The following is a 23911-nucleotide window of genomic DNA, read 5'->3' on the forward strand; positions in this document are numbered from 1 at the left end:
TTATACTTTCTTCCTTCTTAAGGCTATAAGAATTGATATTAGTCCGTTCAAAGCTAATAAAGTTACAATAATACTTGTAATTAAAGCTACGTCTGGCGCAAATATTTTAATCGTATGCCATGGTGAGTTTGTACTATAAGTAAGAAGCGGGATGAAAATAATAGATACTAGTAGAAATAGACTCCCTATAAATAACCAAGTTAGTCTTTTAACTGTTTTCTTATGTTTATATTTTGTAATTAACATAATTGATGTAGTGAAAAGCGCGAATATAACTATAGACATAACAATTTGTGTAAATGGTATGTTTTTAGGGGAATCAACCGGTTCTTCTCCATTCAAAATACTAATAATTCCCTTTTTCAATACTGATAGTGCGGTTTCTTCTAATACATGATTTTTATTCGTTAAAATCACACCACTCCAGCCACTTTTATTTAAAGTAAATATTTCTGCACGAGCATCGGGCGTTGATCCTGAATGCCAAATCATCGTTTCGCTTTCATTTATATTTGTGGTTCTTAATCCAAAACCATAACTTTTTTCTGAATTTATTTGATAAAGTGGTGAAAGATAAAGATCCATGTTTTCTTGCTTTAAAAATTGAGAATCTTCATGGTGATTCAAAAACATAATAAATTGAATCATATCTTCCAAATTCGCGGTAATATAACCATACGGTGCTCCTGCATTATCATAGGAGACTACACTGTGTCTTGGTATGCCAAACCAAGATTGATACCCCGTTAAATAACCTTTTTCACATGCAGTTTCTTTACTCGCTGCCGCGCCATTCATATTTAATGGCTGAAAAATATACTTTTCCATATATGAAGAATATGTTTCATTTGTGACTTCTTCAATTAGTGCCCCTAAAACAATATAATTCGCATTACTATATTGATATTTTTCACCTGGTAGAGCAGTTAATTTTACCTTTGAAAGTTTCATTACATTTTCTTTTAATGCTGTAGAACTTTTGGATTGCTTATCTGATAACGCTAAACCCTCATATGTACTTATTCCACTTGTATGAGTTAGTAGATGTTGGATTGTTATAGTTGAGGATATGTATGGATCTTTTAGTTTAAACCAAGGGAGATATCGTTGAACTGGATCCTCTAATTTTATTTTTTTATCTTCTATTAATTTCACTATAGCTAAAGCTGTTAAAGATTTACTTATTGAGCCGATTGCAAATGGTGTTTTACTAGTTATCTTTTTTTCAGATTCTCCAGTAATCCCCATCATTTTTGTGAAGAATACATCCTTATTATGTACAATTGCAACAGAAGCTCCCGGAATGTTCTGCTCCTTTATAAATTTTTCAATATACTTATCTAATGTAACTTTAACATTTTGCTGAGCGTAAACTTTTGAAGGCATGATACATAATATTAATATATTACAAAGAATATAAATTAGAGACAGTTTATAGATCGTATTCTTCATTATACTTTAAGATGCTTTCTTTTTTTATAACTTACTAAACTAATAAATACTACTACAGAGAGCGTAAAACTAATCATTATCAATAAAGCATTCCACCATTGATTCTCTGAAATGCGATATAAAATATTATAATTAAATGCATTTTTTCTATTAGTTGAATTAAATGATTCAGTTAAAACTAATGAAAATGTAGTTTGCGAGATGAGGTAAGTAATAAATGCGATGAATATGCCATGTAAGATAAATGTGTTAAATTTTCTCTTTTTATTTTGAAGTTGTTTCATTTTAACCTGTAAATCAATTTCATTTATTTCTATAAAATCTTGAACAAATAATTGAGGTGTACCTAGATCCTCTATACTATCTTCACCATGTTCACGACATTCTTGAATATGTTCTAATATTTGTCGCTTAATATTTCCCCTTTCTTCTAAACTAATATCGTATTGCTTCAATTCCTTAAGTACGTCTGTTAAAAATTGCTTTTCTTTACCTATTAATCTATTCCTCATTTCAAAAGGTCTCCTTTCAAACCGCTTTTTAATAATGTTTGAATATCCGATTGCAATTCTAACCACTCATTAATTTTCTTCTCAAGACGTATTTTCCCATTTTCATTAATCTCATAATAAATTCTAACTTTACCACTGTCTGTTACTTCTTGATAAGTATTAACCCACTCTTGATTTTTCAACTTAGTTAAAATGGGGTAAATACTTCCTACTCCTTTCAATTTTAGATTGTTTACTTCAAGTTCTTTCATATAACCATAACTTTTCTTTATCGACAAAATAGATAATACACACATTTCTAAATGACCTTTAATTAAACTTGTTCTATCCATAGGATAAATTTAACAGCAATATATACTTCATTCAAGTATATATTTCTGTTAAATTCAAAAAATCAGACAACAAAATAAAAAGATTAATAAGTACAAATATCACTTATGAACTGTTTTTAACCCTTAATTATCACTTTTATAATATAATTATTACATAATATATCAACTTTTTATCCCTATTAGCTTTTCATCTCTCCTTACTTACCTTCCTTACTTCTTTCTTTAGTGAGAAATATTGTATGCAGGACATAAAAATAAAAAGATCCAACTTCTTAACTTTGACATTAAGAAGTTGGATCTTTTTTATTACTTTAGATTAATTATACTGAGTTAATACAATTTTCATTAAAAAATTATGTTTTATATAAGTTGTGTTAATTAAGTTAGTTATTTAATAACACATAAGCTAATAAAACTTTAATGATTACACTCAAGACATTCATAAACCGCCATCATATCTCGTTTATCCAATTCGCGAATGCGATTAAAAATTGGTATTTGCGAAACAGCTTTTGTTAATAAGCTCTCATCCACAACATCACTAACTTTTCCAGTTAACCATGTTTGTATATCCACAGCCTCAACAACTTCTTTTAGTCCTTCATCACTAATACCAGTTGCATTACAAGTTACACATGGGATTGTTAATTTAAACACGCCGTCATGTAGATTATCTTCTGTTATAACTTTCTTTCCTTTACAAAATGGACATGGATTATTTTTTCTAATTTTATTAATTTGGGTAACTAATTTTTTGTATCCAAACGCCTCGTATACATACGTAAGTTTTTTATATTTACCGTTTGTGAAGTACTTATCTATAATGTTTTCTCTCGTTTCATATACATTAGGGAAATCACAAATAGTTACTTGATTATTAACGCTAATGGATTCAATACTTCCTTTTATTTCGTCCCAAAATGGTAAAACATTTTGTAACACTATTTCATAGTTTAAAAAGCTTGCCTGTTCTAATTCCAACATTTTCAGTGCAACTTGTGCTTTCCTTGGCAATAAAGAAACATCTTCTGTCAATTTCATATCGCCACCAACTATAGACTTCAATTTATGAAGCGCAGGTAAATCACCGATTATTTTCAACACTTCATCAACTGGTTGATTGATAATTTCACGAATATCGAAGTTACCAAATTTAAGTGGTTTATGATGATTTAAAACCGTCCCTTCACAAATTGGACATGTCATCATTTCTTTAGAAGTCTTAATTTCTTCTTTAATAGCTGCTTTTGAAATAACAATATATCCACCAATAATCGTATTAAATCCTACCCATGTTCTGCGTGTCTTTCCTTTTTTATCATAAAATGATTTTTCAAAATATCCGTACCAAAACGTATGCTTTTCTTCTTCTGACATATCATTATAGCTCTTTGATAAATCGTGACCAAGCTCATTTTTAATTTCTTCAAATAGGAATTCTATTTTTTCATATTGATAAAATTTTAATACTTTCATGATTTCCGGATCGAATAAACCGTCCCAAAATGGAACATTTTTATCTTGAATTGTAATATCTTTATCGAAAACTTCAATTTGAAGACGTCCAGAACAAGATGGACAATGATTGTCCTGTGAATAGAAATCAAAACTTCTCGTATCTTTATTAGTTGGATGAGCAGCTACAATATGATTAATTAATCCACCAATTTCATATAAGAAACTATATTGACTATATAAATGTCTTTCAAGATCAATAGCAACAACAGGAGCAATTGTATCAGATTTATATTCACCATAAATTAAACGGGCCATTGATGATAAACTTTTTAAAATACCACCCTTATAAACATTTTCGGCATTTTTAAAATAGTTAATATGATTTCCTTCTAAATAGTGAACGCCTTCTTTATGCTTAAGTGCTGAAGAAATATGTATTTGCTCAGCATGATTCACACTACTTTTTTGACGATAATAATCTTCATGACTTAGTACATCAAGATGCTTTATAGATTCAAGCTGTCTTTTCCCGAAATCTACAATATAATCAGAGCTTTCTAACATGTAACTATTATGTTCAATCATAATGATAGAGACTGATTCATCTTGCAATATCCCTCTAACACTATCTATAAATTGATTTAAAATATTTTGAGATAAACCTTTTGAAGGCTCATCAAAAATAAATAATGTATGTGGATTTCTAGTGTTTGCAAATAACTCCGAAACTAAATGAACACATTGAAACTCACCTGTTGATAATGTTTGTGTTTTTCGTTCTAACGTTAAATAACCAAGTCCTAATTTAATTAGTAGACTCAAGCGTTTATACGCAATATCTTCATTTGGAAGTTCATCTATAATATCCTCAATCGAACGCTCAAAAATATCATCAATTTCTTCACTATACTTTGTTAGTTTCTTTTTAATATCTAGGAAAGTGGCTACAGTTGATCGGCTTGTAATAGATTGATTTCGATCTTGTCCAACCATAACTAGTTTATCTTTTGGATATCGTTTCAAGAAATCTGTAGCTAAACATTCGTTAACAAGTGTAGATTTCCCGCATCCAGATTCTCCTGTAACCGTCACAAGCCTATTTTTAGGAATTTGAAACTCCGTCATTTGGATATTACGGCAATATAATTCTTGGAATGTATAATATTCTGTTGGTACTTCTTTATTTAGATCCGACAGTATTGGTTTTGGTCTTGGTGACTCTTTCACAATTTGCCCACCATATTTTCCGCTACCAGGTCCAAAGAACAATTGCTCATCTGTTGTATCCAATACTGTATCTGAATGATCAATGAGCCAAATTTGATTTTTACACCCTAACTGCTTAATCTCTTCTAATATTTGTAATAATGTTTCATGATCAAGTCCGACTGAAATCTCATCAATAATAATTACAGCATTTTCACTTACTGCCATGAATTCAGCCAAATATAGTCTTGTTAACTCTCCACCTGACAAAGTACCCATAATTCGATTTAATGTTAAATAACCAATGTTCATATTAATTATATTTTGCAGTATATGTTGTTTCGCTTCACTAATATTTAACTCTTCCGCTAACGAAAGAATAGATTCAACACTTAAATCGTTAATATTTGAAATTGTATGTGGTTTAGCAAATAAATCTATAGTATGTTGTTCGATTTCTTCACTATAACGTTTTCCCTTACATTTTTTACACTCAATATTTTTAGTAGTGCCTCGACCTTTACAACCAGTACACCAACCTAACTGATTATTAAATGAAAAAACCTCAGGGGAAAGATGAAATACTTCGGCAAGTTTTTCGCGAACTTCAGTAAATACACCAGTATGAGTACCTATCGTTGAACGTGGGTTGGAAGAAATCGATGATTTTCCTAGAAAAAGTACTAAAGGCATATTCTCCATCTTAATAGCACTAAAATTTGTTTCCATGATATTAGGAAATAAATATTGATATTCAGCCTTTGGCAATAAAGAAACTAATCGTTTTTTTGATTCTTCGCCAATTGTTTGACAAAAAGTTGTTTTACCTGATCCTGATAAACCAGCGATTCCAAACGACTTATTAAATGGAATAGCTGTATCTAATTTATTTATGTTATTAGCAATTAATTGATTTACTTTCATATTAACCTCTATTCTTATTCTTCATAAAAGACATTTTTACGATATAATAATTACACAATAAATATAATCTATTACGTAATTACCCTCTTACTTCAAGAAACTTACCTTTATATATTTCAAACCACTGTTGCCATTCATCTTTAGAAAATTCTTTTTCTTCTCCTTCTAGAACGGAAGAAAAAAGATCTAAACAAATATGCCAACCTGCTATGTCTTTCGGTGTATGATCTGTTAATTCATGAATGTATTCTTTAAGAAGTAAAAGAGTACCATTTTCCTCTTTATGTATTTCAAATCGGATACGATCTTTATCCCAAGTAAATTCAAGCACTGCGTTTACTTGACACTCTAAAATATCAATATTTATAAATGAACCGTCCATCATGTCAAACTTGATTATGCCACCTGTTTTAAGGCTTTCAATCTGTAAATTAGACATCCATTTTTTAAGCTTACTGTTTTCTGTTAATACAGGCCAAACCTCTTCTATTGAATATGAAAAATGACGATCAAATTGTACTACGTATTCATTATCTTGTTTATCTATTACAGCGAACATTATTAATTAACCCCCTTTTAAAATAAAACGAATATACGTTCTATTTTACATGATTTCATTAAAAAAAGAAATCTCTATTCCCCCCACTTAGTTTAAGGATTTTTTGTTATATTCAAAATTGATTGACTTATTACGCATGAAAGTTCTAATCTGGTTGACCATGCTTTTATTGGATTAATAATATTATCTTGATTAAGACTATTGACGTATTTTAAACCATCTACTGCAATATACCCGATTTTAAAATCTGTAAATTCTTTTATAATCATCGGCCATTCCCCATCAGTCATTCTGCATTTAGAATATTTTATTATGTAATCAACTGCTTGTTTTGAAAACCCACATGAACCAGCTGTAATATCTACTTGTTTCCCTAATTGTAATGACATAATTTTATTTGATACTGTTTCTGTAACTTGCCATTCTTCAGGGTGTGTCTGAAAAGCTTTCTCCGTTCTGCCAATAATTAAGTAATCTACATCTACTATATTCTGAATGAACGAATTAAGCTCAGCTGGATATTCTTTAATCCAAGTTAGCAAACGATCAAAGTCACAATAGTGATAGTAATCATGATCATGGTTACTAACAAACTTCAAACAATCCCTACGTGCGTTCGCTACCCCTGATTTTTCTACTATATTTATATGGAATTCACATTCCTCTAGTTCTTTTACAATTTCTTTAGTTGTTACATTACTAATTGTTATATATTTTTTATCATACTTTAAATTTATTAATTCCTCTTTTAGCTCTTTTATTGTAGATAATAAGCTCCCTGTTGGATCATGAGTAATGCAGGTTAATGCCACTTGTTTTATAGGTTGCATAGTATATTCATCCCCTTTGCAAAATAAAAAGCAGAAAGAATACTTTCTGCGATTTTTATAATAAAATAGTATAAACAAATAAACTCCACTACAATTCATAAATTAATATTATAAGCACTTAATTTAGTTTAATCGCATCGACAATTAGCGATGGAAAACCAAGTTTATCGCCTTTATTTCTAGAATCATACTTTTTAGAACGGAAAATAACACCATCGTTTGCATCCCATTCGTTGTAATAAAACTGACCATTTTCATCACAATATTCAAGTAAAACTACCTCAAACCCCGCAGTTTCAAACATTTTCGTTAAGGTTTTATAATTATGAACGATTTTATGACTTGCTGCTGGATGATCTTTCGGACCTGGTCCGCCTATTTGAACTATATTTTGGTACGCTTCATCTTGGAAAAACGCATCAGGAACACCACACCGAATGTGTCCTGCTGGCTTTAAAAATTCATAACAAATTTCTGCTGCCCTTACACCTTCTTCAAATGTAAGGTGTTCCCATACATGCTCAGCTAAAATAGCTGAAATAGAATTGTATTCAAATCTTTCTTCCCACGTTGCTTTATCTAGTAAGTTAAGTTCATCTTCTTGCGTTTGTATCCAACCTGGATTATTATCAAACACCCCAGCTCCGACTACTACTTTAATTTCATCTTGTTTTATTGCCATCAGTTTCACCTCATAGACATTTTAATTTATTAGTATATTCTATGTTTACTGTTATCCTTCCTTCTTCGACAAATTTAATAGCATAAGTCCAGTACAAAGCCGAACTCCTACCCCAAAAACTATCTAATGCAGCGATTTGTCTAACTTTATAAAATTAGTTCATAATATACAACGGTTTTTATACTATTTATATACGATTTTTCACACATAAACATAACACACCAAACATTAACATAAAACCAATCACGTAAAAACTTGTTGTTCCGCTGCCACCAGTATTAGGGATTATCCAATTATTTTTCACATTTTTCACTGTTAGTTTCTGTATCCTTACCGCTTCTGTAATTTCTATTTCTATTGGATCTCTAAGTAACATATATCCATTTGGCGCTTTTATTTCTTTAATCGTATACTTTCCAAGTGCTAATTGGTTGGAAATCACCTTTCCTTTTTCATCCGTTGTTAATCTACTAACTTCTTTACCTTCTTTTTCTAAGACTTGAAATACAGCACCTTTTAGTTTTAAATTACTATCCTTATCATCGACTTTCTCAATTTCAATTTGCCCAGTCGGAGTTGGTAATTTCCTATTTCCTATTTTAATTTCTACTACTACATCTTGTTCTGTTTTTATAGCTGTATTATTTTTTAATAATTCATAACCTTTCGGCGCTTCTACTTCTACTAGGTTATAGTTACCTATTGGTAATTCTTTTGATATCGCTTCTCCTTGTCCATCTGTTACTAACTCTCCAACTACTTTTTTATTTGAATCTTCAATATGAAACTTTGCTCCTGCTAGCTTTTTATTATTATCGCTCGTATCTACTTTTACTAACTTCATTTTCCCCATTGGATCTGGTAATTTCTTATTCCCTATTTTAATTTCTACTACTACATCTTTTTCTACTTTTACAGCTATTTTATCTTTTAATAATTCGTAACCTTTAGGCGCTTCTGTTTCCACAAGAGTATAGTTACCTATTGGTAATTCTTTTGATACCGCTTCTCCTTTTTCATCTGTTACTAACTCTCCAACTACTTTTTTATTTGAATCTTCAATATGAAACTTTGCCCCCATCAATTCTTTATTATCATTATTACTATCTACTTTTTTTATCTTTACTTTTCCTGTACTAGGCTTGTTCCAATGTTGCCAATTAAATTTGAAATTGTGAAATTCAAATCCACCAGTTTGTTGTACTGCACCGACAAATACTTGTCCATTTATCGAACCGCCTTTTGTTTCTAATACAGCATTTGGAGCAAACACACTCCCAACGACACCATATCCCTCTGTTGTGATCTTTTTTGCATTAGGAAAAACCCAAATCACCTTCCCGTATAACTCAGTGAACGGTGAATTAGGGGCATAGGGTTGTGATGTAGGAATTATATCTGTAGCCCTACCAATATTGTTCGTGTCATATAAGATAGCACCATTTTTAAATGTAACCTCTATTGCATCCGAATACATAACGATAAAATCTTTTCCTTTAGCATTAGGTAAAAAGACATCTCTTATATCTAAATTGATTTTCCCTACCAGTTCTGATGAAACATAAATATTAGGATTGTTTATATCTTTTCCGATTCCATAACTCATATTTGGAATTGGGATATTCGTTTTATATTGGCCTGCATTTTTACTGACTTGGTTCACTATGTTGTGAAATTCATTAAATTTCGTGTCAATTTCTAGTTTTTCTTTATAAACAATACGATCATAAGAAGATTGTATGATACGATCTGGATCACTCTCTTTTGTCATTACGACTATTCCGTTTTGAATGATAAAAGATTCCTCTCTTGATTTTTTAAATTTTCCAGACAATAACAAGGATGGATATCCCTCATCACTCCATTTTTCACCTACTATATTAGATGTTCCCGCTGCTGCACCTACAATTGTATAACCAGATGCATCCATATCACCTTGAACTGCAATTGCTCCTTCAATATCGCCACCTACTGCTTTATGGTTACCAAAGACAACAGCATTATAACGCGATATATCACCTAGACCTTCTATGTTTATCGTGGATCCATACGCTTCTTTTGGTACATAGACGACAAAACTTACACATAACATCAACAAAGCCATAAAATGAATACTTACCAGTTTTAATCGTAGCCTCAATTCCTTTGTTCCCACCTTTACCGTATTTTTCTACAGTCGAATAAAGTGCACTTTTATTATTGATCCTTCCCTACATACGTTCTGTGCTTTTCCCTAAATTTTTGGATACACTATTCATTAATACGGGATAGATACATTCTATCTAATTATTTTTTTCTTATAAATTACGACCAGAAGCGTACATAACAATAGGATTGGAACTATTACCATCCACTTATTAAACATAGATACCTCTGTACTCATTCCTTGCTTTTCTTCCTGGTTGAACTCTACACGCTCACCCCGAACTAGCAATCTATTAGTGTTTACTCCATAAGGCGTGCACGTAATTAATGTTGTATAATCCTTATTTTCTACAATTTGTAGATCGTCCGTTTCATGTGGTAAAACTACTTTAATTTGATCTACTTTATAAGTAAGAACTTTGTCTAAAGAGTGAATATAAAAACGGTCTCCTTCACTCAGCTTATCTAAATTTGTAAATAATTTTGCTGATGGTAAACCACGATGCCCTGTTAAAATAGTGTGCGTATTTTCTCCACCTACCGGAAGTGAAGAATAATCTAAATGACCTACCCCGCGACTTAAAACTTCCTCAGAGGTCCCTTGATAGATTGGCAGTTTTATATTAATTTTCGATATTTCAATATACCCCATTACATCACCTAAATTTAACGCATCGGCATACGCTTGATGATTATTTTTTTCTTCAGAAAATGGATCTGCAAATGTTTTCATGGAAGTTTGAACTTGTTTATTATATTCGGTTGCTTCTTTTTTCCTACGTTCAACTTCTTTCTTTTGTAGTGCTTTGATCTTCTTATCGTAGGAGCTAATCTCAGAATACTGTGCACGAGTCGCCAACCAATTACTAATAGTAGGATATAAAAAAATAGCTAATCCAAATAAAAAAATACCTCCTAAAACAAGATTTCGTTTCATATTTCCACCTCTGCATATACTAAAATATCGAAAAGAGGGAAGCATTTTGCTTCTCTCCTTTTCACATCACTTGGTTACATGTTTCTAAAACCTTAATTATTAGCAAACTTTTTTCTAAAGAAAACAAATGCCGCTGTAGCCATTAACGCAAGGCCTAGTACAGTAAATAGAGTCGTTCCGATACCACCCGTTACAGGAAGAATCCATCCACTTTTATTATTTTCAATCGATAATTTAACCGTTTGATTATTTTCGCTAATCTTTACATCAATAGGGTCCTTTAATAATTGATATGAAGCTGTTGTACCATCTTCTTTTGTATAAGTTGGTGCTTTTGTTTCAAAAATTTGATAGTCTCCATACGGAATGTTAGTCCATTTAATAACACCATTTTCATCTGATACACCTGTGACTTCTTTACCTGTCACAACAACTATTTTTCCATTTTTATCTTTAAGTACAAACTCCGCACCTTTTAATTTCTTCTTATCAGCACCATCAACTTTTGTTAACTCGATAATTCCAGTTGTCGGAACAACAACTACAGGTTTAGATTCTTTTTCTCCAATTACATCATTTTTATTTATAAAATCAATTTTTGCTGTATTTAAAATTTCCGAACCAGATAGTACTCCTTCTTTTACTTGTGATTTAATTTGTAAATGAAATTCTTTTTTACCATCTAACTTTGTAAAATCTTTTACTGTAGCTGTTACTTTTTGGCCTTCTACAGCTATCTCTACAATGCTTGCATTTACTTCCGCTCCATCAATTTTCACGACTGGTTTTCCTTGAATCATTAAACGATTGTCTAAAGTATCTGTTACTACATATTTTTTGTATTCTTTAATGTCTTCTGGAATTAATGTTTTGATATCATAATTGTAATTAGTTAACGGATTAATTGGTAGCGCTTCCAAATTTCCGTTAATCTTTTTATCAATATTTGGTTCTTCATAGTTTTGCACTTCTACTTTAACTACTGTACCAGAAGTAATTGTTCCATCTTCGTTAATAGTTCCGGAGGTCTTTATAAAAAACTCGTGTTTAGTCGGATCTAGTACATACCCTTTCGGTGCTTTTGTCTCTTGGAAATAGTATTCCCCATACTCTAATCCTTGCACGCGAATATGCCCATTACCATCTGTTGCTAACTCTTTTTTCACTTCTGTACCATCTTTTTTAAATAAAGAGAATACTGCACCTGCTAATGCTTTTTCATTTGCACCAGTCTTTACTAAATCAACTGCACCACGTTTAATCTCATTTTTCGGATACATATGAACATCATAGTTTAGCACTTTACCCTCTTTATTCGTTAATGGAATATCCACTGTATACGTATTTGGATTTAGGTTAACATGCGGAGGTCCTGCCACTTCTTTCACTTCATAACGTCCTAGCGGAAGATCTTTTAATACAGCTTGTCCGTTATCATCTGTTACTACTTGAGTTGGAGTTGCTCCCATTACAGGTTTCACATCTTCTTTTACGATTTTCCCATCGTTTGAAATCTTTTCAAACGATGCAATCCTTTTCACTTCAAACGTTACACCTTTTAACGGTTTCGCATTTGTTGGTACCTCTTGATTTGCAGAGCCATCACCTTCTAGCCCCGGTGCGCCATCTTTTTCTTGTTCATATTTATGAATCGTTAAAGTACCTTTGGATGGTGAAGCTGCCTTTACTAATACACTAGACCATGTAGAAAATATTAAGAAAAATACTAAAAGCACACTAAATATTTTTTTCATTTCTCTTATCCCCTTTACTACTTCTATCATTTTAAAAATCTCTTTATTACTATTACCCTCTTAAAAGCAATAGTGTGCCAAGTACCAGATTTAAACGAGTAACCTAAAACATAGTCGCCCAACAATCCATTGTCTACAATCACTTATTCACTCTTCTTGATTTCTATTATTACGTTGTCTCTCCGTATGATATATGTAGTTTTCCCCCTAGATTACACTTATATCTATACTTCAAAAATCGTTACATATTAACTTTTATCGCAAATTTTCATTAATTACTTAACTTAACTTAACTTCAATTCATTAATCTCTCCCTTCTATCCCTATTTAAAATCCAATCTTAATCATTTCTAATACATATAAGCAATGAACAACGAATAAGTGGACAATTCATATTTTACGTTACTCCCTAAAACTATTACCTGTATATTCAAATAATATGTGCTATTCATGTTAAATTATGGTATTATTCTTAGAAGTTTATAATTTTTATAGATAAAGTTTTTCCGTTTCTACTTATGAAAAAAGGGAATATATAAACATTCAACTATTACACACAACTGTAAGGAGGAATAATATGACTAAAAAGCTCAGTCTAGTTGAGATAGAGTACATTTGTAATATGTTTTTCCAATATTTTGAAATTCCAGTTTGTTTTTTAGATTGTAGCAAAAATATTCTTTTAGAATCTACATCAAAAGATGATTCATATTCGTTCTATAAATCAAAAATAGAACAGTTACATGTGCTTTTTCAAAAAAATGATTCATTTAATTCGCCTATCTTCAGAACTCACCAATTTTTAGGGCATTTCATTTTAATTCACATAAAGAGCCATTATATAGTGAACGGTACTGTTATTATTGGGCCTTTGACACATGTAAATTTTTCTACAAGTAAAACGGATAGTAACCTTAATTTTATTTCGAATTATAAAAGAACAAGAGACCATTATTTTTCATTGTCAGTCAAAGATCAAAATTTCTTTGTAAATATAGCAATATTGTTCTATAACATTCTCTATAAAAAAAATTCAGATGTAGGTACCTTTTCAAATAACAGTGACTCATTTCATGTAAGTCATAGCAGTATCTTAAACGAGGATGTATATATTTCAATGCAAAAAAACGAATCTATCTGTCATAATTTGTATATAGAGCAACAACTACTTGGAGCTATAGAAAATGGAGATAAAGAAAGCACACTCAAATATTATTACGAATTCCAACAAGAGACTCTTTCATCCTTATCTTCATTTCATCAATTAAGACGTCATAAAAACATTTGTATTTCATCCATCACACTTGCTACTAGATATGCTATAAAAGGAGGACTTCCTTCCGGGATTGCTTACAAGATTTACGATCTACACATTCAAAAGACAGAGGATTTAAAAGACACAGAATCTGTTTGGGATTTATTAAGAAATGTTTTCTGTACTTTTGCAGACCGTGTAAAAGCACAAAAAGTACAGAAACACTCAAAGACTATCGCTATTTGCAAAAACTATATTTTTGAAAATATTTACAATCAAATATCTGTTAAACAACTTGCTAAATTTGCAAACGTAAATTCAGATTATTTATCTATATTATTCAAAAAAGAAGTCGGTATTTCATTAATTGAGTACATTCAACGTGAACGAATCGAAGAAGCTAAAAAATTATTAACTTTCACAACCTATCCCTTATCAGACATATGTGCTTCGCTCAACTTTAGTGATCAAAGCTATTTTACTAAAATTTTTAAAAAATTCACTAACGAAACACCTGGTAAATACCGAAAATCTCATGTTGTCATATAGAGTTAAGCTTTCATTACAACTAAGTGTTTTTAGTAACGTATCAATGGCAGATTAGAATTACTTCCACATCCATGACCTTTTAAATTTAGGCTATTTTTAAATCAAAAAAGCACGTTACTATTCTTTTATTTGAATGAGAATAGTAACGTGCTTTATATGTAATGTAGGTCTGTAGGCAAAATAGCGTCCAAGCACACAGTTTTATAGAAGCAAAATACACTACTTAAATACTAAAATCTTATTAAGTAAAAAATTCATCTAATAATTATTGTGTGAGAAATAATCCATACTATTATTTTTATATCTTTCTAAATTTGCGAACCAAAGTGAGTACTGTACCGACAATAATCATCCATATGCCCATTGCTGTACTGTTCGTTTCACTTGCACCCGTGTTGGGAAGCTCTTTATATGTAAATTCTTTTTTATCGGAATTACTATTATTCGGGATATTACCGTTATTGCTGTTATTAGTAATACCTTTAGCTTTGCTAGTGTCTTTATCCTTCACTAATACTTTTTGTATTGCATGTACCTCATTACCTACAGAATCTGTGACACTATATATTATTTCAAAAGTACCCGCTTTAGAGGTATCTAAAGCTCCTTCATAAACTACTTTAGAAGTAAGGTCACCGTTCTCCTTATCAGTAGCTGATACTCCTACCATTGGATCAAATTGGTCACCCTCAGTAATTGTAGTTGTAGCAGGTACTTTTAGTATTGGTAATTCATTTTTAACTTCTTCTCTAACTTTGACCGTTACAGTTTGTTTCACAGTTCCTTCATGACCTTTAGAATCTGTAACTGTATACGTTAATACATAAGTGCCTGCTTTAGATGTATCTACTTTACCATCAACTTTTACTTTAGAAGTAAGATCGCCGTCTTCTTTATCAATAGCTTTTACTTTTGCCATTGAATCGAATGAATCTCCTACATGAATTGTCGCTGCTGCAGGCACTGTTAATGTAGGAGTTAGATCTGATGTTTCTCCATTTCCCTCTACAATTACAGTCTGTGTTGCCGTTGCATTCCCTCCTTGAGAATCAACGACAGAGTAATCCACAATGTATTTGCCTGGTTTAGAAGTATCTACATCACCTTTATGTTCTACTCTATTTGTTAAATCACCATCTTCTTTATCAATAGCTTTTACATTCCTCATCGGGTCAAACGTATCACCTACACGTAGTGTACTTGTAAGCGGTACAGTTAAGTCAGGGACTTGGTTTGCTTCAGTTTTTTCGTTTTCTTTCACTGTCCCTTTAATTTTTGCTGCATCAAAAGCTTTTTGGACCGCTTCAACCTCAATTGAGTTCGCTCCATATTTGTTTGATGCAACTTTAAGACACGCTAATCTTAATTCAGAGAAATTAGAAGTCATGTTCAATTCATCAGTATTCGCATAATAGAAAATATCAAACATTTTATCTTCACCAATACCATTTACAGTTACACCGTTATGTGTGCCACCTTGTGCAATTAAATACGCGACTTTATTAATAATACTTGAGTTGAAATGAACACCCTCATTATCTTCTCCGTTTAAATCACTGTATTTACTATAATCATCTGGATACGGTACTCCATCAAAAAATTTGACTGCAGATGGATTTTTCATATTACGGAGAACTGATCCACTTTGTTCTCCTATTGTCCAATTAAATTCCCCATTATTTATATATTTCTCAATAGCCGTTCCCATAATATCAGATAATGCCTCGTTAATTGCCCCAGATTCTCCGGAAAACTCAAGATTAGATTCGCTAGATGTAACAGCATGTGTAAATTCATGGCCCGCTATGTCAAACGCTTTTACCATTGGATCACCGTATATAAGCATACTAACATTGTTAATATTAGCACTAAATGCATTCCCCCAATTTTTAGGATCATCTGTTTCTCCGGAATCCCATGCATGTACAACTGATACTACTTTTTTTCCCTTATTATCAAAACTATCACGCTTATATTTGTCTTTATAAAAATCATATACCTTTGTTGCTAAGAAATGAGCACTTACCACCTTTGGATCATTAAATGTTGTTGAAGTGCTAGTTGCTAATATACCAGGATAATACCTTCCTTCAAAAGTAATATCTTTATAATTTACATCGTAGGTCTCAATTCCTTGCCCTCGTGTGTAATCAGCAAGCGCATATTTTCCGTTACTCTGTTCTGAAATACCAAATGTGCGAGTTATACCTACATCATCTATTCCTGTTCCAGTTAATGATTTGAGAATGCTTTTTTTACTCTCCTCAATAGATTCAACATGCTCTTCACTTACTTTTAAATCTGATTCTTGCACCATATTTTTCAACATATCACCATTATTAGCATTCACTAAATAAGTTCCAGATACATAGTTTGGTGTTGTAGCAGTAAATGTAACTTGATATGCATTGCTAGCTTGCCCATTCTTTTCATTAACAAAAATAACTTCCTTAACTTCTGGCTCCGAAATAAATTTAATATCATTCCCGTACTTCGTATAAATATATTGTTTTGCTTCTTCTTTTGATAAATTACTAGCATTCTTTAAATGTTCTTGTGTTAAATTTTGTGCACTTTCCCCTGAAACACTTTTAATAATACCCTTTTTATCTACATGAGCAGTCAATTGGTGTCCATATACTTCTTTTCCTTCATATATTTGTTGCATACGCACAAGTGTAGTCCCATCATATGAACCACGTTTTTGAAGAACCTTGTAATCTACCCCTTTGTCTCCACTAACTTGTTTTGGAGACAAAGCATGTTCCGTCTTTTCCTTAAGTGCATCTTTCACTACATTTTCTGGCGTTTTTTGTGATGGTTGTGTAAGTTCTCCTGTGCGGAACGAATCCTCTTGAATATCAACTTGCATTTGACCCGTTTCCTCTGCATAACCTACTCCATATGGTATTACACTTGTTAAAGCTAATCCTGTTGTTAATGCAACTATAGCTATTTCTTTTTTATTTTTCATGTTATTTTCCCCGTATAATTTCCTGAAATATGAAACTACTAAAATTTATATAATCTATTCCTAACATAAAAAAATGACTTCTGTAATCAACAAAAGCCACCTCTTTAATATGCAATATCCCTAATATGTTTTTAAAGCATAATTTCTATATAAAAAAGAAAAAACATTTATTAACGAGCATTTTGCAATACTTTTATTAGGTCATTTATATTTTCAACTTTTTGCTGAAACTGATCCAATCTACTATGTAGTAATAAAGGATTTTTATCTTCAGTTGAAATAACTAGTTTTAATTCCTGTTCTAATTTATCATATGTATCAAAGAAATTATCAAATTCTACACTTACAAGTTCTTCATTTTCACGATAATATCTTTTTGCTTCTATATAGGTCATATATGATTTATTTAAAAACCCTAATGAAATTAAATATTTAGAAGTGTTTTCTTGATAAATAGCAATATCACATGCTATTTTAATATCAGAATAAGTTTTTTGAACGAAACAATGTAATTCAAAAATCTTAAACTTTAATCCATTATTCATTTCATCCCCTCCCATCCTATCTATTCTACATAAAAAAAGAATATTATACAAAGTAAAATATCAATATAGTACAAAAATAAAAAGCGAAAGAATAATTCTTTCCGCTTTTATAACAATACATACATTTCATATTGTGCTAATGAATTCTTTTCAAATCCAGTTTTCTTTAAAAATCCTTCTAGTAAATTGTTGTTTGGAAACCCAATTGTTAAACTTGATACATTTAACTTTTCTCTTGCTACTTGTAATAATTTTGATCCAATATTACGATTTCTATAGTCTTTGTCTATGAAAAGAAAACTAATTTTACCTTGTTCATTCATACATATAGAACCTTTTAAATCATTATCGACATATGCGCCGTAAAATGTATTATTTGTTTTTTCGATATAATCCATATCGTTTTGCCAATTTATATGGAAATGTAACCATTTCTGAATTTCAACTTTAAAAAATGGGAAATCTAATTGTTTTACTTCAATTCCCTTACAGTCTTTAGTTATTATTTTAGTCAAATCTTTTAAATTATAATAAGATAGATCGTACACTTTTTCATAGCCTAATTTCGTATAAAAATGAATCGCTCGGTCATTGCCTACAATGACTTCAAGGAAAAGTTGCTTACACTTATTTTGAAGCGCCTCTTCTTTATGTAGTTCAAATAACTTTTGACTCACACCAATTCCACGGTAATTAGGATGAATCGCTAATGTTCCGCAGCGCATTGTTTTTATGTTTTCATAATCCTTTATCCCGCCAAGTATTACACCAACAGGTTTGTTATCGTCTAAAGCAAGAAAGGAATGTTTTAGTGAATTCCCTTCTGGTCCAAAAAATCTTTTTATAAAATCTTCTTTTGAAACTTCCATTTTAATAATGTAATCTGAAAATCCATCTTTAAAAGCTTCATACACTAAATCTATACTTACTTCACTGCACCTTTTGTATTGAATCATATAAAATTATCCCCCACATACTCGTGTTAAATTTAGCATTCAAATACATAATAAAATGTACTAATTTCACTCTACCCATCATTCTTTAATTTTTAGTTCTACCATTTAATTTGAAATAAACGGGCACTTCCCTACATATCTCTCACTACTAATTTGTTTTATAACAAATGGTGCAATATCACTATTTTGAATTTTGATTCCTGGCATATCTACTAAACTCTCTTTTATATCTCCAATACCATCCCCCTCTAAAACAAATGGTAATCTAACAATTGTCCAATCTACATCACTACTTTGGATAATTTGTAATTCTTTATATTTATCTTGCATCATTTTTGGTAAAAACACTTTAAACAAATGGGCCCCTATTTTATTCACAATTCCCTTCTGATCCCCTGCGACATTTACAGAACCACCAGAAATTAGAATATATCGTTTTACTTCAAACTCTTTCATTGCTTCTAAAATATGCTTCGTTACTGTACTAAAAATATAAGATTCATTTTTTGGTTGACCTACAGCATTAATTACAGCTCGACAGCCTTTAACTAATTTGCATATTGAAGAAAAATCACATGCATCCCCAATAATAATCTCTAAATTTTCATTAGTAATCGTCATATTATTGGGATTTCTTGTTAATATTTTCACTTGATATCCCTTTTCTAACGCTTCATTTACAAGAAATTTTCCGGCTTTTCCGTTTGCACCCAGAATAGCTATTTTATTTGTACTTTCCAATATTAACCCCTCTTACTATCTATTATTTACTACATTAATCTCATACACACGTAAAAAAGCAATTAAATGCTCGCATGCTCGTTCACATGCTAACATTTTATAGATTTTTTGTTCCTCTTTCGTTTTATCATTCGCTTGATCTGAAGCAGCTTTTAAACATAGAAAAGGCTTTTTATTGATTTGGCATACATAAGCGAAAGCTGCCACCTCTTGATCAACCGCTAAAGCTCCATATACAGTATGGAGTAAATATCTCATTTCTGAACTACGGATACGTTGATCTCCAGATAAAAATGTACCGAAATGAATCGGTTCATATGATCGGATCTTTTTTATTCTTCTTACAATTGACTTTGTTGTTTCAATAGGTGCTGTTCTACCATTATATAGATTAAAAACATCTTCCCCCGAACCAGCAGCAGTAACATCATGTTGTATTGCATTAAGTGCTACTACAATATGACCATTTTTCACCTTATTTGATAAACTTCCGCATATCCCTGTCATAAATAACTCATCTGGCTGAAACTCACTAATTAATAATTGTACACAACTTGCACAACTTACTTTACCAACTCCAGTTATAACGGAGATAACTTCCAAATTATTTATATAATGAAAATGAAATTCCCAAGCTGCTCTTTTTTCAATGCGTTCACTTGGATAATATTGATGTAAATACGTAAGTTCTGGTTCCCATGCGGATACGATTGCCATACGTTTCATAACACGCTTCACTTCCCCCATTGTTGTCATTTAAATAAGTTATCTATACTTTCTCGTTCATATTCTGGAATCCACTTTTTATATTTCTCATATAAATTCCGTATTGTTTCTTTATTCTTCGCAATTACTTCACATCCTCTATCATCGTAAATAAACATGATAATATCTTTTGTTGCATTTATGAGAAATACATCTGGATAAGAAATTTCTTTTTTGCGTCCAAAACGAGGATAAAGACCTGGAAAATCTTCATGATTTGCAGCTTGAATAAGCTGTTTATACTTTATATCGCTAGCAAAACATTTTAACGAAAATTGATATGTACAATATAAATCAGCTTCTTCATCTTCAAATAGAAAAGGTAATGTTTCTTGTCTTAACTTGAAATTTAAATCCCTCTTTTTAATAAAACTATTGTATACATTTATTTTCTGCGGATTTTTCACATTTTCCTTTTTAAATCGATAAACATTTGTTACGAAAAACACTTCATCTTCTTTTGAAAATATATCTTCAAATAAGTATTTATTATATGTATAAAGTTGAGTGAAGTATTCCGTATTTATATCGTCAGTTCTTTTGACATTTAAACATTTCCCTTTCCCAAAATGAAAATGCAAATGATTTTCCCACTGAAAGTATATATGTGGTACTAATGTAACCCCAGGGTACGTTTGATTCATATATTCTTTTAATTGCATTCTTATATCCTTTCTACTCTACAATTTCTTTTAACTGCCAATATGCATCTTCTAGCCACGGATGTAAAACTTTCAGCGTGTCTTTTCTATCCCACAAATATGAAATATATGTAAAAGCAGCATATTCTAAAGATTTTTCTAATCCTTTTTTTACTTCTACTACATATGGTGGTGTCCCATTTTGATCCCATTCTATTTTATCAGCAACAAATAACACTAAATCCATCTTTGTTGCATGTTTACGTAGTGTAGTATGACAACAAATTGCATTTAAAATCTCTTCATCTTCCACTTTAAATATCTCTTTTGCAATTACTTTCGATAACTTTTGATGAATAATCATTGGGAATTCTCGTTCCTCTTGTAATATCTCTATTCCAAATTGCTCAGCAACTACAATCCGATCTTCATTCGGAAAGATTGCACTAATATCATGTAAATATCCTGCAATTGCTGCCTTTTCTTCATTTACATGATACATAACCGCAATTTTACGAGACTCATTTGCCACTCGAACTGAATGTTTATATGTAACTTCTTTATTGTATTTTAATAGAAAAGCTTTTATATCATTTTCAATTTTTCCAGTTGGAATAAATGAATATATATCCTTATATAACATCGTATGTCCCCTTCTTCCTAACTTTCAATATAACGCTGTATTTAAATATCCTTTTTATTTGTATTCGTTCTGAATGTTTTAATCCCTTTTTTGTACGTTACATGAAATTTTATGTGGAATCATTGCTACAAAATGCATAAATGTTTGATATTATAGTAATGTTAATGATTTGTTAGGAAAGGAACTACATAATGAATAAAAATATATTAATTATTGATGATGATAAAGAAATTGTTGAATTACTTGCTGTTTATTTGCGAAATGAAGGCTATAACATTTATAAAGCATATGATGGCGATGAGGCATTACAAATGATTTCTACATATGAAGTTGACCTTATGGTTCTGGATATAATGATGCCAAAACGAAACGGATTAGAAGTTTGCCAAGAAGTGCGTGAAAATAACACTGTACCTATTCTTATGCTTAGTGCAAAAGCAGAAGATATGGATAAAATATTAGGTCTTATGACAGGTGCAGATGATTATATGATTAAGCCATTCAATCCATTAGAATTAGTAGCTAGAGTGAAAGCTTTGTTACGAAGATCGTCTTTCCAAAATTCCACTTCCTCCAAAAATGAAGATGGTATTATTCGTATTCGTTCTGCTGAAATACATAAACATAATCATACTGTGAAAGTAAATGGAGAATATATTAAACTTACATCTATTGAATTTGATATTTTATATTTACTTGCGAGTAATACCGGAAGAGTATTTAGTTCCGAAGAAATTTTTGAACGCGTTTGGAATGAAGATGGTTATGGCTCAAATAAAACTGTAATGGTCCACATTAGTAATTTACGGGATAAACTGGAAACAGGAATGAATGGAGAGAAGTTTATTCATACTGTTTGGGGAGTAGGCTATAAAATTGAGAAATGAAGCATTTGATATATTAAAAGATATCCCAAAATGGAAGTTGATTTTTTGGTTTATGTTAGCCATTACACTTACTCCTATTACTGAATTAATTATATATCGCCTTGTTACAAGTGTAATTGAAAGTTCACTTACGTTAAGTGAACTCGGCAAAGAATTCATTAGAATTTTTGGATATGAAAAATATAAAGGAATAAGGGAATCTCTATGGATGATGATTGTATCTTATTTGTTTTTATTTTCTATTTTCTCATCCTACCTATATATTTTTTATCGTCATGAAAGAAAGCTTTACTATGAAACTTGTATTAAAAAAATGATAGAAGAGATTCGTTATATTGCAGATGGAAACTTCAATCATAAAGTTTCTATCGTAAATCATAATTATCTGGAAGAGTTAGCGACCGGGGTAAATCAAATTGTTGAACAATTGAAAGTCTCAATTGATGAAGAGAGACAGGCGGAACAAGCTAAAAGTGAATTAATTACGAATGTATCGCATGATTTACGTACTCCTCTTACCTCTATAGTTGGATACGTAAATTTAATCCATCATGATAATTATAGAGATGAAGTGGAATTACGCCATTATATACAAGTCATTTACGATAAAGTAACCCGTCTTAACGCATTAATGAATGATTTGTTTGAATATACACGTGTTCAAAATAAAGAGTTAAGTTTATATTCTGTTCCCATTGATATTGTAGAGCTACTTGGGCAATTAACTGTTCAATTCCGCATACAAGTTCAAGAAGCTAATATAGAATGTCGACCTTCTTTCCCATCTCAAAAACTCATGGTATTGGCTGATGGAGACAAATTAGTGCGTGTGTTTGAAAATCTTATTATAAACGCTATCGCTTATGGAAACGACGGTGGATATATCGACCTTGCTGCCTATGAAAGCAATAATATGATTACTATAGATATAACAAATTACGGCCAACCTATTCCTAGTACGGATTTACCTCATATTTTTGAACGTTTTTATCGCGTTGAAAAATCGCGTTCTACAAACACTGGTGGATCTGGGCTCGGATTAGCAATTGCAAAAAGTATTGTTGAATTGCATAAAGGAACAATTGAAGTATATAGTGATGATAAAAAAACAACTTTCACTGTAAAACTACAACCATATAAATGTTAATACAACTCAACTTCAGG

Annotated in this window: 20 protein-coding genes; 3 read left to right on the plus strand and 17 right to left on the minus strand. The window is 31.1% G+C overall.

Annotated features, from left to right (window positions below; all coding sequences use genetic code 11):
- From KVT31_RS26415 to KVT31_RS26460, 10 genes are all read right to left on the minus strand, one after another.
- Complete coding sequence (locus KVT31_RS26415) at positions 1 to 1452, minus strand: serine hydrolase domain-containing protein (RefSeq protein ID WP_088096432.1); 1452 nt, start codon at positions 1450 to 1452, stop codon at positions 1 to 3.
- Positions 1452 to 1964, minus strand: coding sequence for a DUF1700 domain-containing protein (locus KVT31_RS26420; protein ID WP_140392463.1), 513 nt, complete (start codon positions 1962 to 1964; stop codon positions 1452 to 1454). Before KVT31_RS26420 ends, KVT31_RS26415 begins: the two co-directional genes overlap by 1 nt.
- The gene (locus tag KVT31_RS26425; protein ID WP_308162509.1) at positions 1961 to 2260 is read right to left on the minus strand and encodes a PadR family transcriptional regulator; all 300 of its coding nucleotides are present in this window, start codon (positions 2258 to 2260) and stop codon (positions 1961 to 1963) included. The genes KVT31_RS26420 and KVT31_RS26425 overlap by 4 nt, the downstream gene beginning before the upstream one ends.
- 453 nt (positions 2261 to 2713) lie before the next feature.
- Positions 2714 to 5884 (minus strand): ATP-binding cassette domain-containing protein, encoded by a 3171-nt coding sequence (locus tag KVT31_RS26430; RefSeq protein WP_088096430.1) that lies wholly within the window; start codon positions 5882 to 5884, stop codon positions 2714 to 2716.
- 79 nt (positions 5885 to 5963) lie between these two features.
- A complete protein-coding gene (locus tag KVT31_RS26435) occupies positions 5964 to 6443 on the minus strand; it encodes an SRPBCC family protein (protein ID WP_088096429.1) in 480 nt (159 codons plus the stop codon).
- Positions 6444 to 6535: 92 nt separating this feature from the next.
- Positions 6536 to 7273, minus strand: coding sequence for a polysaccharide deacetylase family protein (locus KVT31_RS26440; RefSeq protein ID WP_088096428.1), 738 nt, complete (start codon positions 7271 to 7273; stop codon positions 6536 to 6538).
- Positions 7274 to 7391: 118 nt separating this feature from the next.
- Positions 7392 to 7955, minus strand: coding sequence for a class I SAM-dependent methyltransferase (locus KVT31_RS26445; RefSeq protein ID WP_088096427.1), 564 nt, complete (start codon positions 7953 to 7955; stop codon positions 7392 to 7394).
- A gap of 187 nt (positions 7956 to 8142) precedes the next feature.
- Positions 8143 to 10095 (minus strand): MSCRAMM family protein, encoded by a 1953-nt coding sequence (locus KVT31_RS26450; protein WP_088096426.1) that lies wholly within the window; start codon positions 10093 to 10095, stop codon positions 8143 to 8145.
- Positions 10096 to 10233: 138 nt separating this feature from the next.
- Positions 10234 to 11037: a class C sortase gene (locus tag KVT31_RS26455; RefSeq protein WP_088096425.1), complete on the minus strand. Its 804-nt coding sequence runs from the start codon at positions 11035 to 11037 to the stop codon at positions 10234 to 10236.
- Between the two features lie 92 nt (positions 11038 to 11129).
- The gene (locus tag KVT31_RS26460; protein WP_088096475.1) at positions 11130 to 12791 is read right to left on the minus strand and encodes a SpaA isopeptide-forming pilin-related protein; all 1662 of its coding nucleotides are present in this window, start codon (positions 12789 to 12791) and stop codon (positions 11130 to 11132) included.
- A gap of 577 nt (positions 12792 to 13368) precedes the next feature.
- Between KVT31_RS26460 and KVT31_RS26465 the strand changes: the two genes are divergently transcribed.
- Positions 13369 to 14595, plus strand: a complete 1227-nt coding sequence (locus KVT31_RS26465) for an AraC family transcriptional regulator (protein WP_217613658.1) — start codon at positions 13369 to 13371, stop codon at positions 14593 to 14595.
- 298 nt (positions 14596 to 14893) lie between these two features.
- Here KVT31_RS26465 and KVT31_RS26470 read toward each other — a convergent pair whose 3' ends face one another.
- From KVT31_RS26470 to yqeK, 7 genes are all read right to left on the minus strand, one after another.
- Entirely contained in the window at positions 14894 to 17569 is a 2676-nt protein-coding gene (locus KVT31_RS26470) for a M4 family metallopeptidase (RefSeq protein WP_088096424.1), read from the minus strand.
- Positions 17570 to 17739: 170 nt separating this feature from the next.
- Positions 17740 to 18114 carry a hypothetical protein gene (locus KVT31_RS26475; protein ID WP_088096423.1) on the minus strand — a complete coding sequence of 125 codons (375 nt, stop codon included), beginning with the start codon at positions 18112 to 18114 and terminating at the stop codon, positions 17740 to 17742.
- Between the two features lie 107 nt (positions 18115 to 18221).
- Positions 18222 to 19070, minus strand: coding sequence for a GNAT family N-acetyltransferase (locus tag KVT31_RS26480; RefSeq protein ID WP_088096422.1), 849 nt, complete (start codon positions 19068 to 19070; stop codon positions 18222 to 18224).
- 105 nt (positions 19071 to 19175) lie between these two features.
- Positions 19176 to 19811, minus strand: coding sequence for an SDR family oxidoreductase (locus tag KVT31_RS26485; RefSeq protein WP_088096421.1), 636 nt, complete (start codon positions 19809 to 19811; stop codon positions 19176 to 19178).
- A gap of 15 nt (positions 19812 to 19826) precedes the next feature.
- Complete coding sequence (locus KVT31_RS26490; protein WP_140392459.1) at positions 19827 to 20567, minus strand: phosphorylase family protein; 741 nt, start codon at positions 20565 to 20567, stop codon at positions 19827 to 19829.
- Positions 20564 to 21238, minus strand: a complete 675-nt coding sequence (locus KVT31_RS26495; protein WP_140392458.1) for a DUF3885 domain-containing protein — start codon at positions 21236 to 21238, stop codon at positions 20564 to 20566. The genes KVT31_RS26490 and KVT31_RS26495 overlap by 4 nt, the downstream gene beginning before the upstream one ends.
- A gap of 13 nt (positions 21239 to 21251) precedes the next feature.
- Positions 21252 to 21860, minus strand: coding sequence for a bis(5'-nucleosyl)-tetraphosphatase (symmetrical) YqeK (yqeK, locus tag KVT31_RS26500; RefSeq protein WP_088096420.1), 609 nt, complete (start codon positions 21858 to 21860; stop codon positions 21252 to 21254).
- A gap of 191 nt (positions 21861 to 22051) precedes the next feature.
- Between yqeK and KVT31_RS26505 the strand changes: the two genes are divergently transcribed.
- Both KVT31_RS26505 and KVT31_RS26510 read left to right on the plus strand, forming a co-directional pair.
- Positions 22052 to 22747, plus strand: a complete 696-nt coding sequence (locus KVT31_RS26505; protein WP_088096419.1) for a response regulator transcription factor — start codon at positions 22052 to 22054, stop codon at positions 22745 to 22747.
- Complete coding sequence (locus tag KVT31_RS26510; protein WP_088096418.1) at positions 22737 to 23894, plus strand: sensor histidine kinase; 1158 nt, start codon at positions 22737 to 22739, stop codon at positions 23892 to 23894. The genes KVT31_RS26505 and KVT31_RS26510 overlap by 11 nt, the downstream gene beginning before the upstream one ends.
- The last annotated feature ends 17 nt before the right edge of the window (positions 23895 to 23911 follow it).

The sequence above is a fragment of the Bacillus sp. GbtcB14 genome (assembly GCF_019091205.1).
Lineage (GTDB): Bacteria > Bacillota > Bacilli > Bacillales > Bacillaceae_G > Bacillus_A > Bacillus_A cereus_AG.

Excerpts from the sequence above, each read along its gene's own strand:
- KVT31_RS26415 (WP_088096432.1), bottom strand. The coding sequence starts at position 1,452 with ATGAAGAATACGATCTATAAACTGTCTCTAATTTATATTCTTTGTAAT.
- KVT31_RS26420 (WP_140392463.1), bottom strand. The coding sequence starts at position 1,964 with ATGAGGAATAGATTAATAGGTAAAGAAAAGCAATTTTTAACAGACGTA.
- KVT31_RS26425 (WP_308162509.1), bottom strand. The coding sequence starts at position 2,260 with ATGTGTGTATTATCTATTTTGTCGATAAAGAAAAGTTATGGTTATATG.
- KVT31_RS26430 (WP_088096430.1), bottom strand. The coding sequence starts at position 5,884 with ATGAAAGTAAATCAATTAATTGCTAATAACATAAATAAATTAGATACA.
- KVT31_RS26435 (WP_088096429.1), bottom strand. The coding sequence starts at position 6,443 with ATGTTCGCTGTAATAGATAAACAAGATAATGAATACGTAGTACAATTT.
- KVT31_RS26440 (WP_088096428.1), bottom strand. The coding sequence starts at position 7,273 with ATGCAACCTATAAAACAAGTGGCATTAACCTGCATTACTCATGATCCA.
- KVT31_RS26445 (WP_088096427.1), bottom strand. The coding sequence starts at position 7,955 with ATGGCAATAAAACAAGATGAAATTAAAGTAGTAGTCGGAGCTGGGGTG.
- KVT31_RS26455 (WP_088096425.1), bottom strand. The coding sequence starts at position 11,037 with ATGAAACGAAATCTTGTTTTAGGAGGTATTTTTTTATTTGGATTAGCT.
- KVT31_RS26460 (WP_088096475.1), bottom strand. The coding sequence starts at position 12,791 with ATGAAAAAAATATTTAGTGTGCTTTTAGTATTTTTCTTAATATTTTCT.
- KVT31_RS26465 (WP_217613658.1), top strand. The coding sequence starts at position 13,369 with ATGACTAAAAAGCTCAGTCTAGTTGAGATAGAGTACATTTGTAATATG.
- KVT31_RS26470 (WP_088096424.1), bottom strand. The coding sequence starts at position 17,569 with ATGAAAAATAAAAAAGAAATAGCTATAGTTGCATTAACAACAGGATTA.
- KVT31_RS26475 (WP_088096423.1), bottom strand. The coding sequence starts at position 18,114 with ATGAATAATGGATTAAAGTTTAAGATTTTTGAATTACATTGTTTCGTT.
- KVT31_RS26480 (WP_088096422.1), bottom strand. The coding sequence starts at position 19,070 with ATGATTCAATACAAAAGGTGCAGTGAAGTAAGTATAGATTTAGTGTAT.
- KVT31_RS26490 (WP_140392459.1), bottom strand. The coding sequence starts at position 20,567 with ATGACAACAATGGGGGAAGTGAAGCGTGTTATGAAACGTATGGCAATC.
- KVT31_RS26495 (WP_140392458.1), bottom strand. The coding sequence starts at position 21,238 with ATGCAATTAAAAGAATATATGAATCAAACGTACCCTGGGGTTACATTA.
- yqeK (WP_088096420.1), bottom strand. The coding sequence starts at position 21,860 with ATGTTATATAAGGATATATATTCATTTATTCCAACTGGAAAAATTGAA.
- KVT31_RS26505 (WP_088096419.1), top strand. The coding sequence starts at position 22,052 with ATGAATAAAAATATATTAATTATTGATGATGATAAAGAAATTGTTGAA.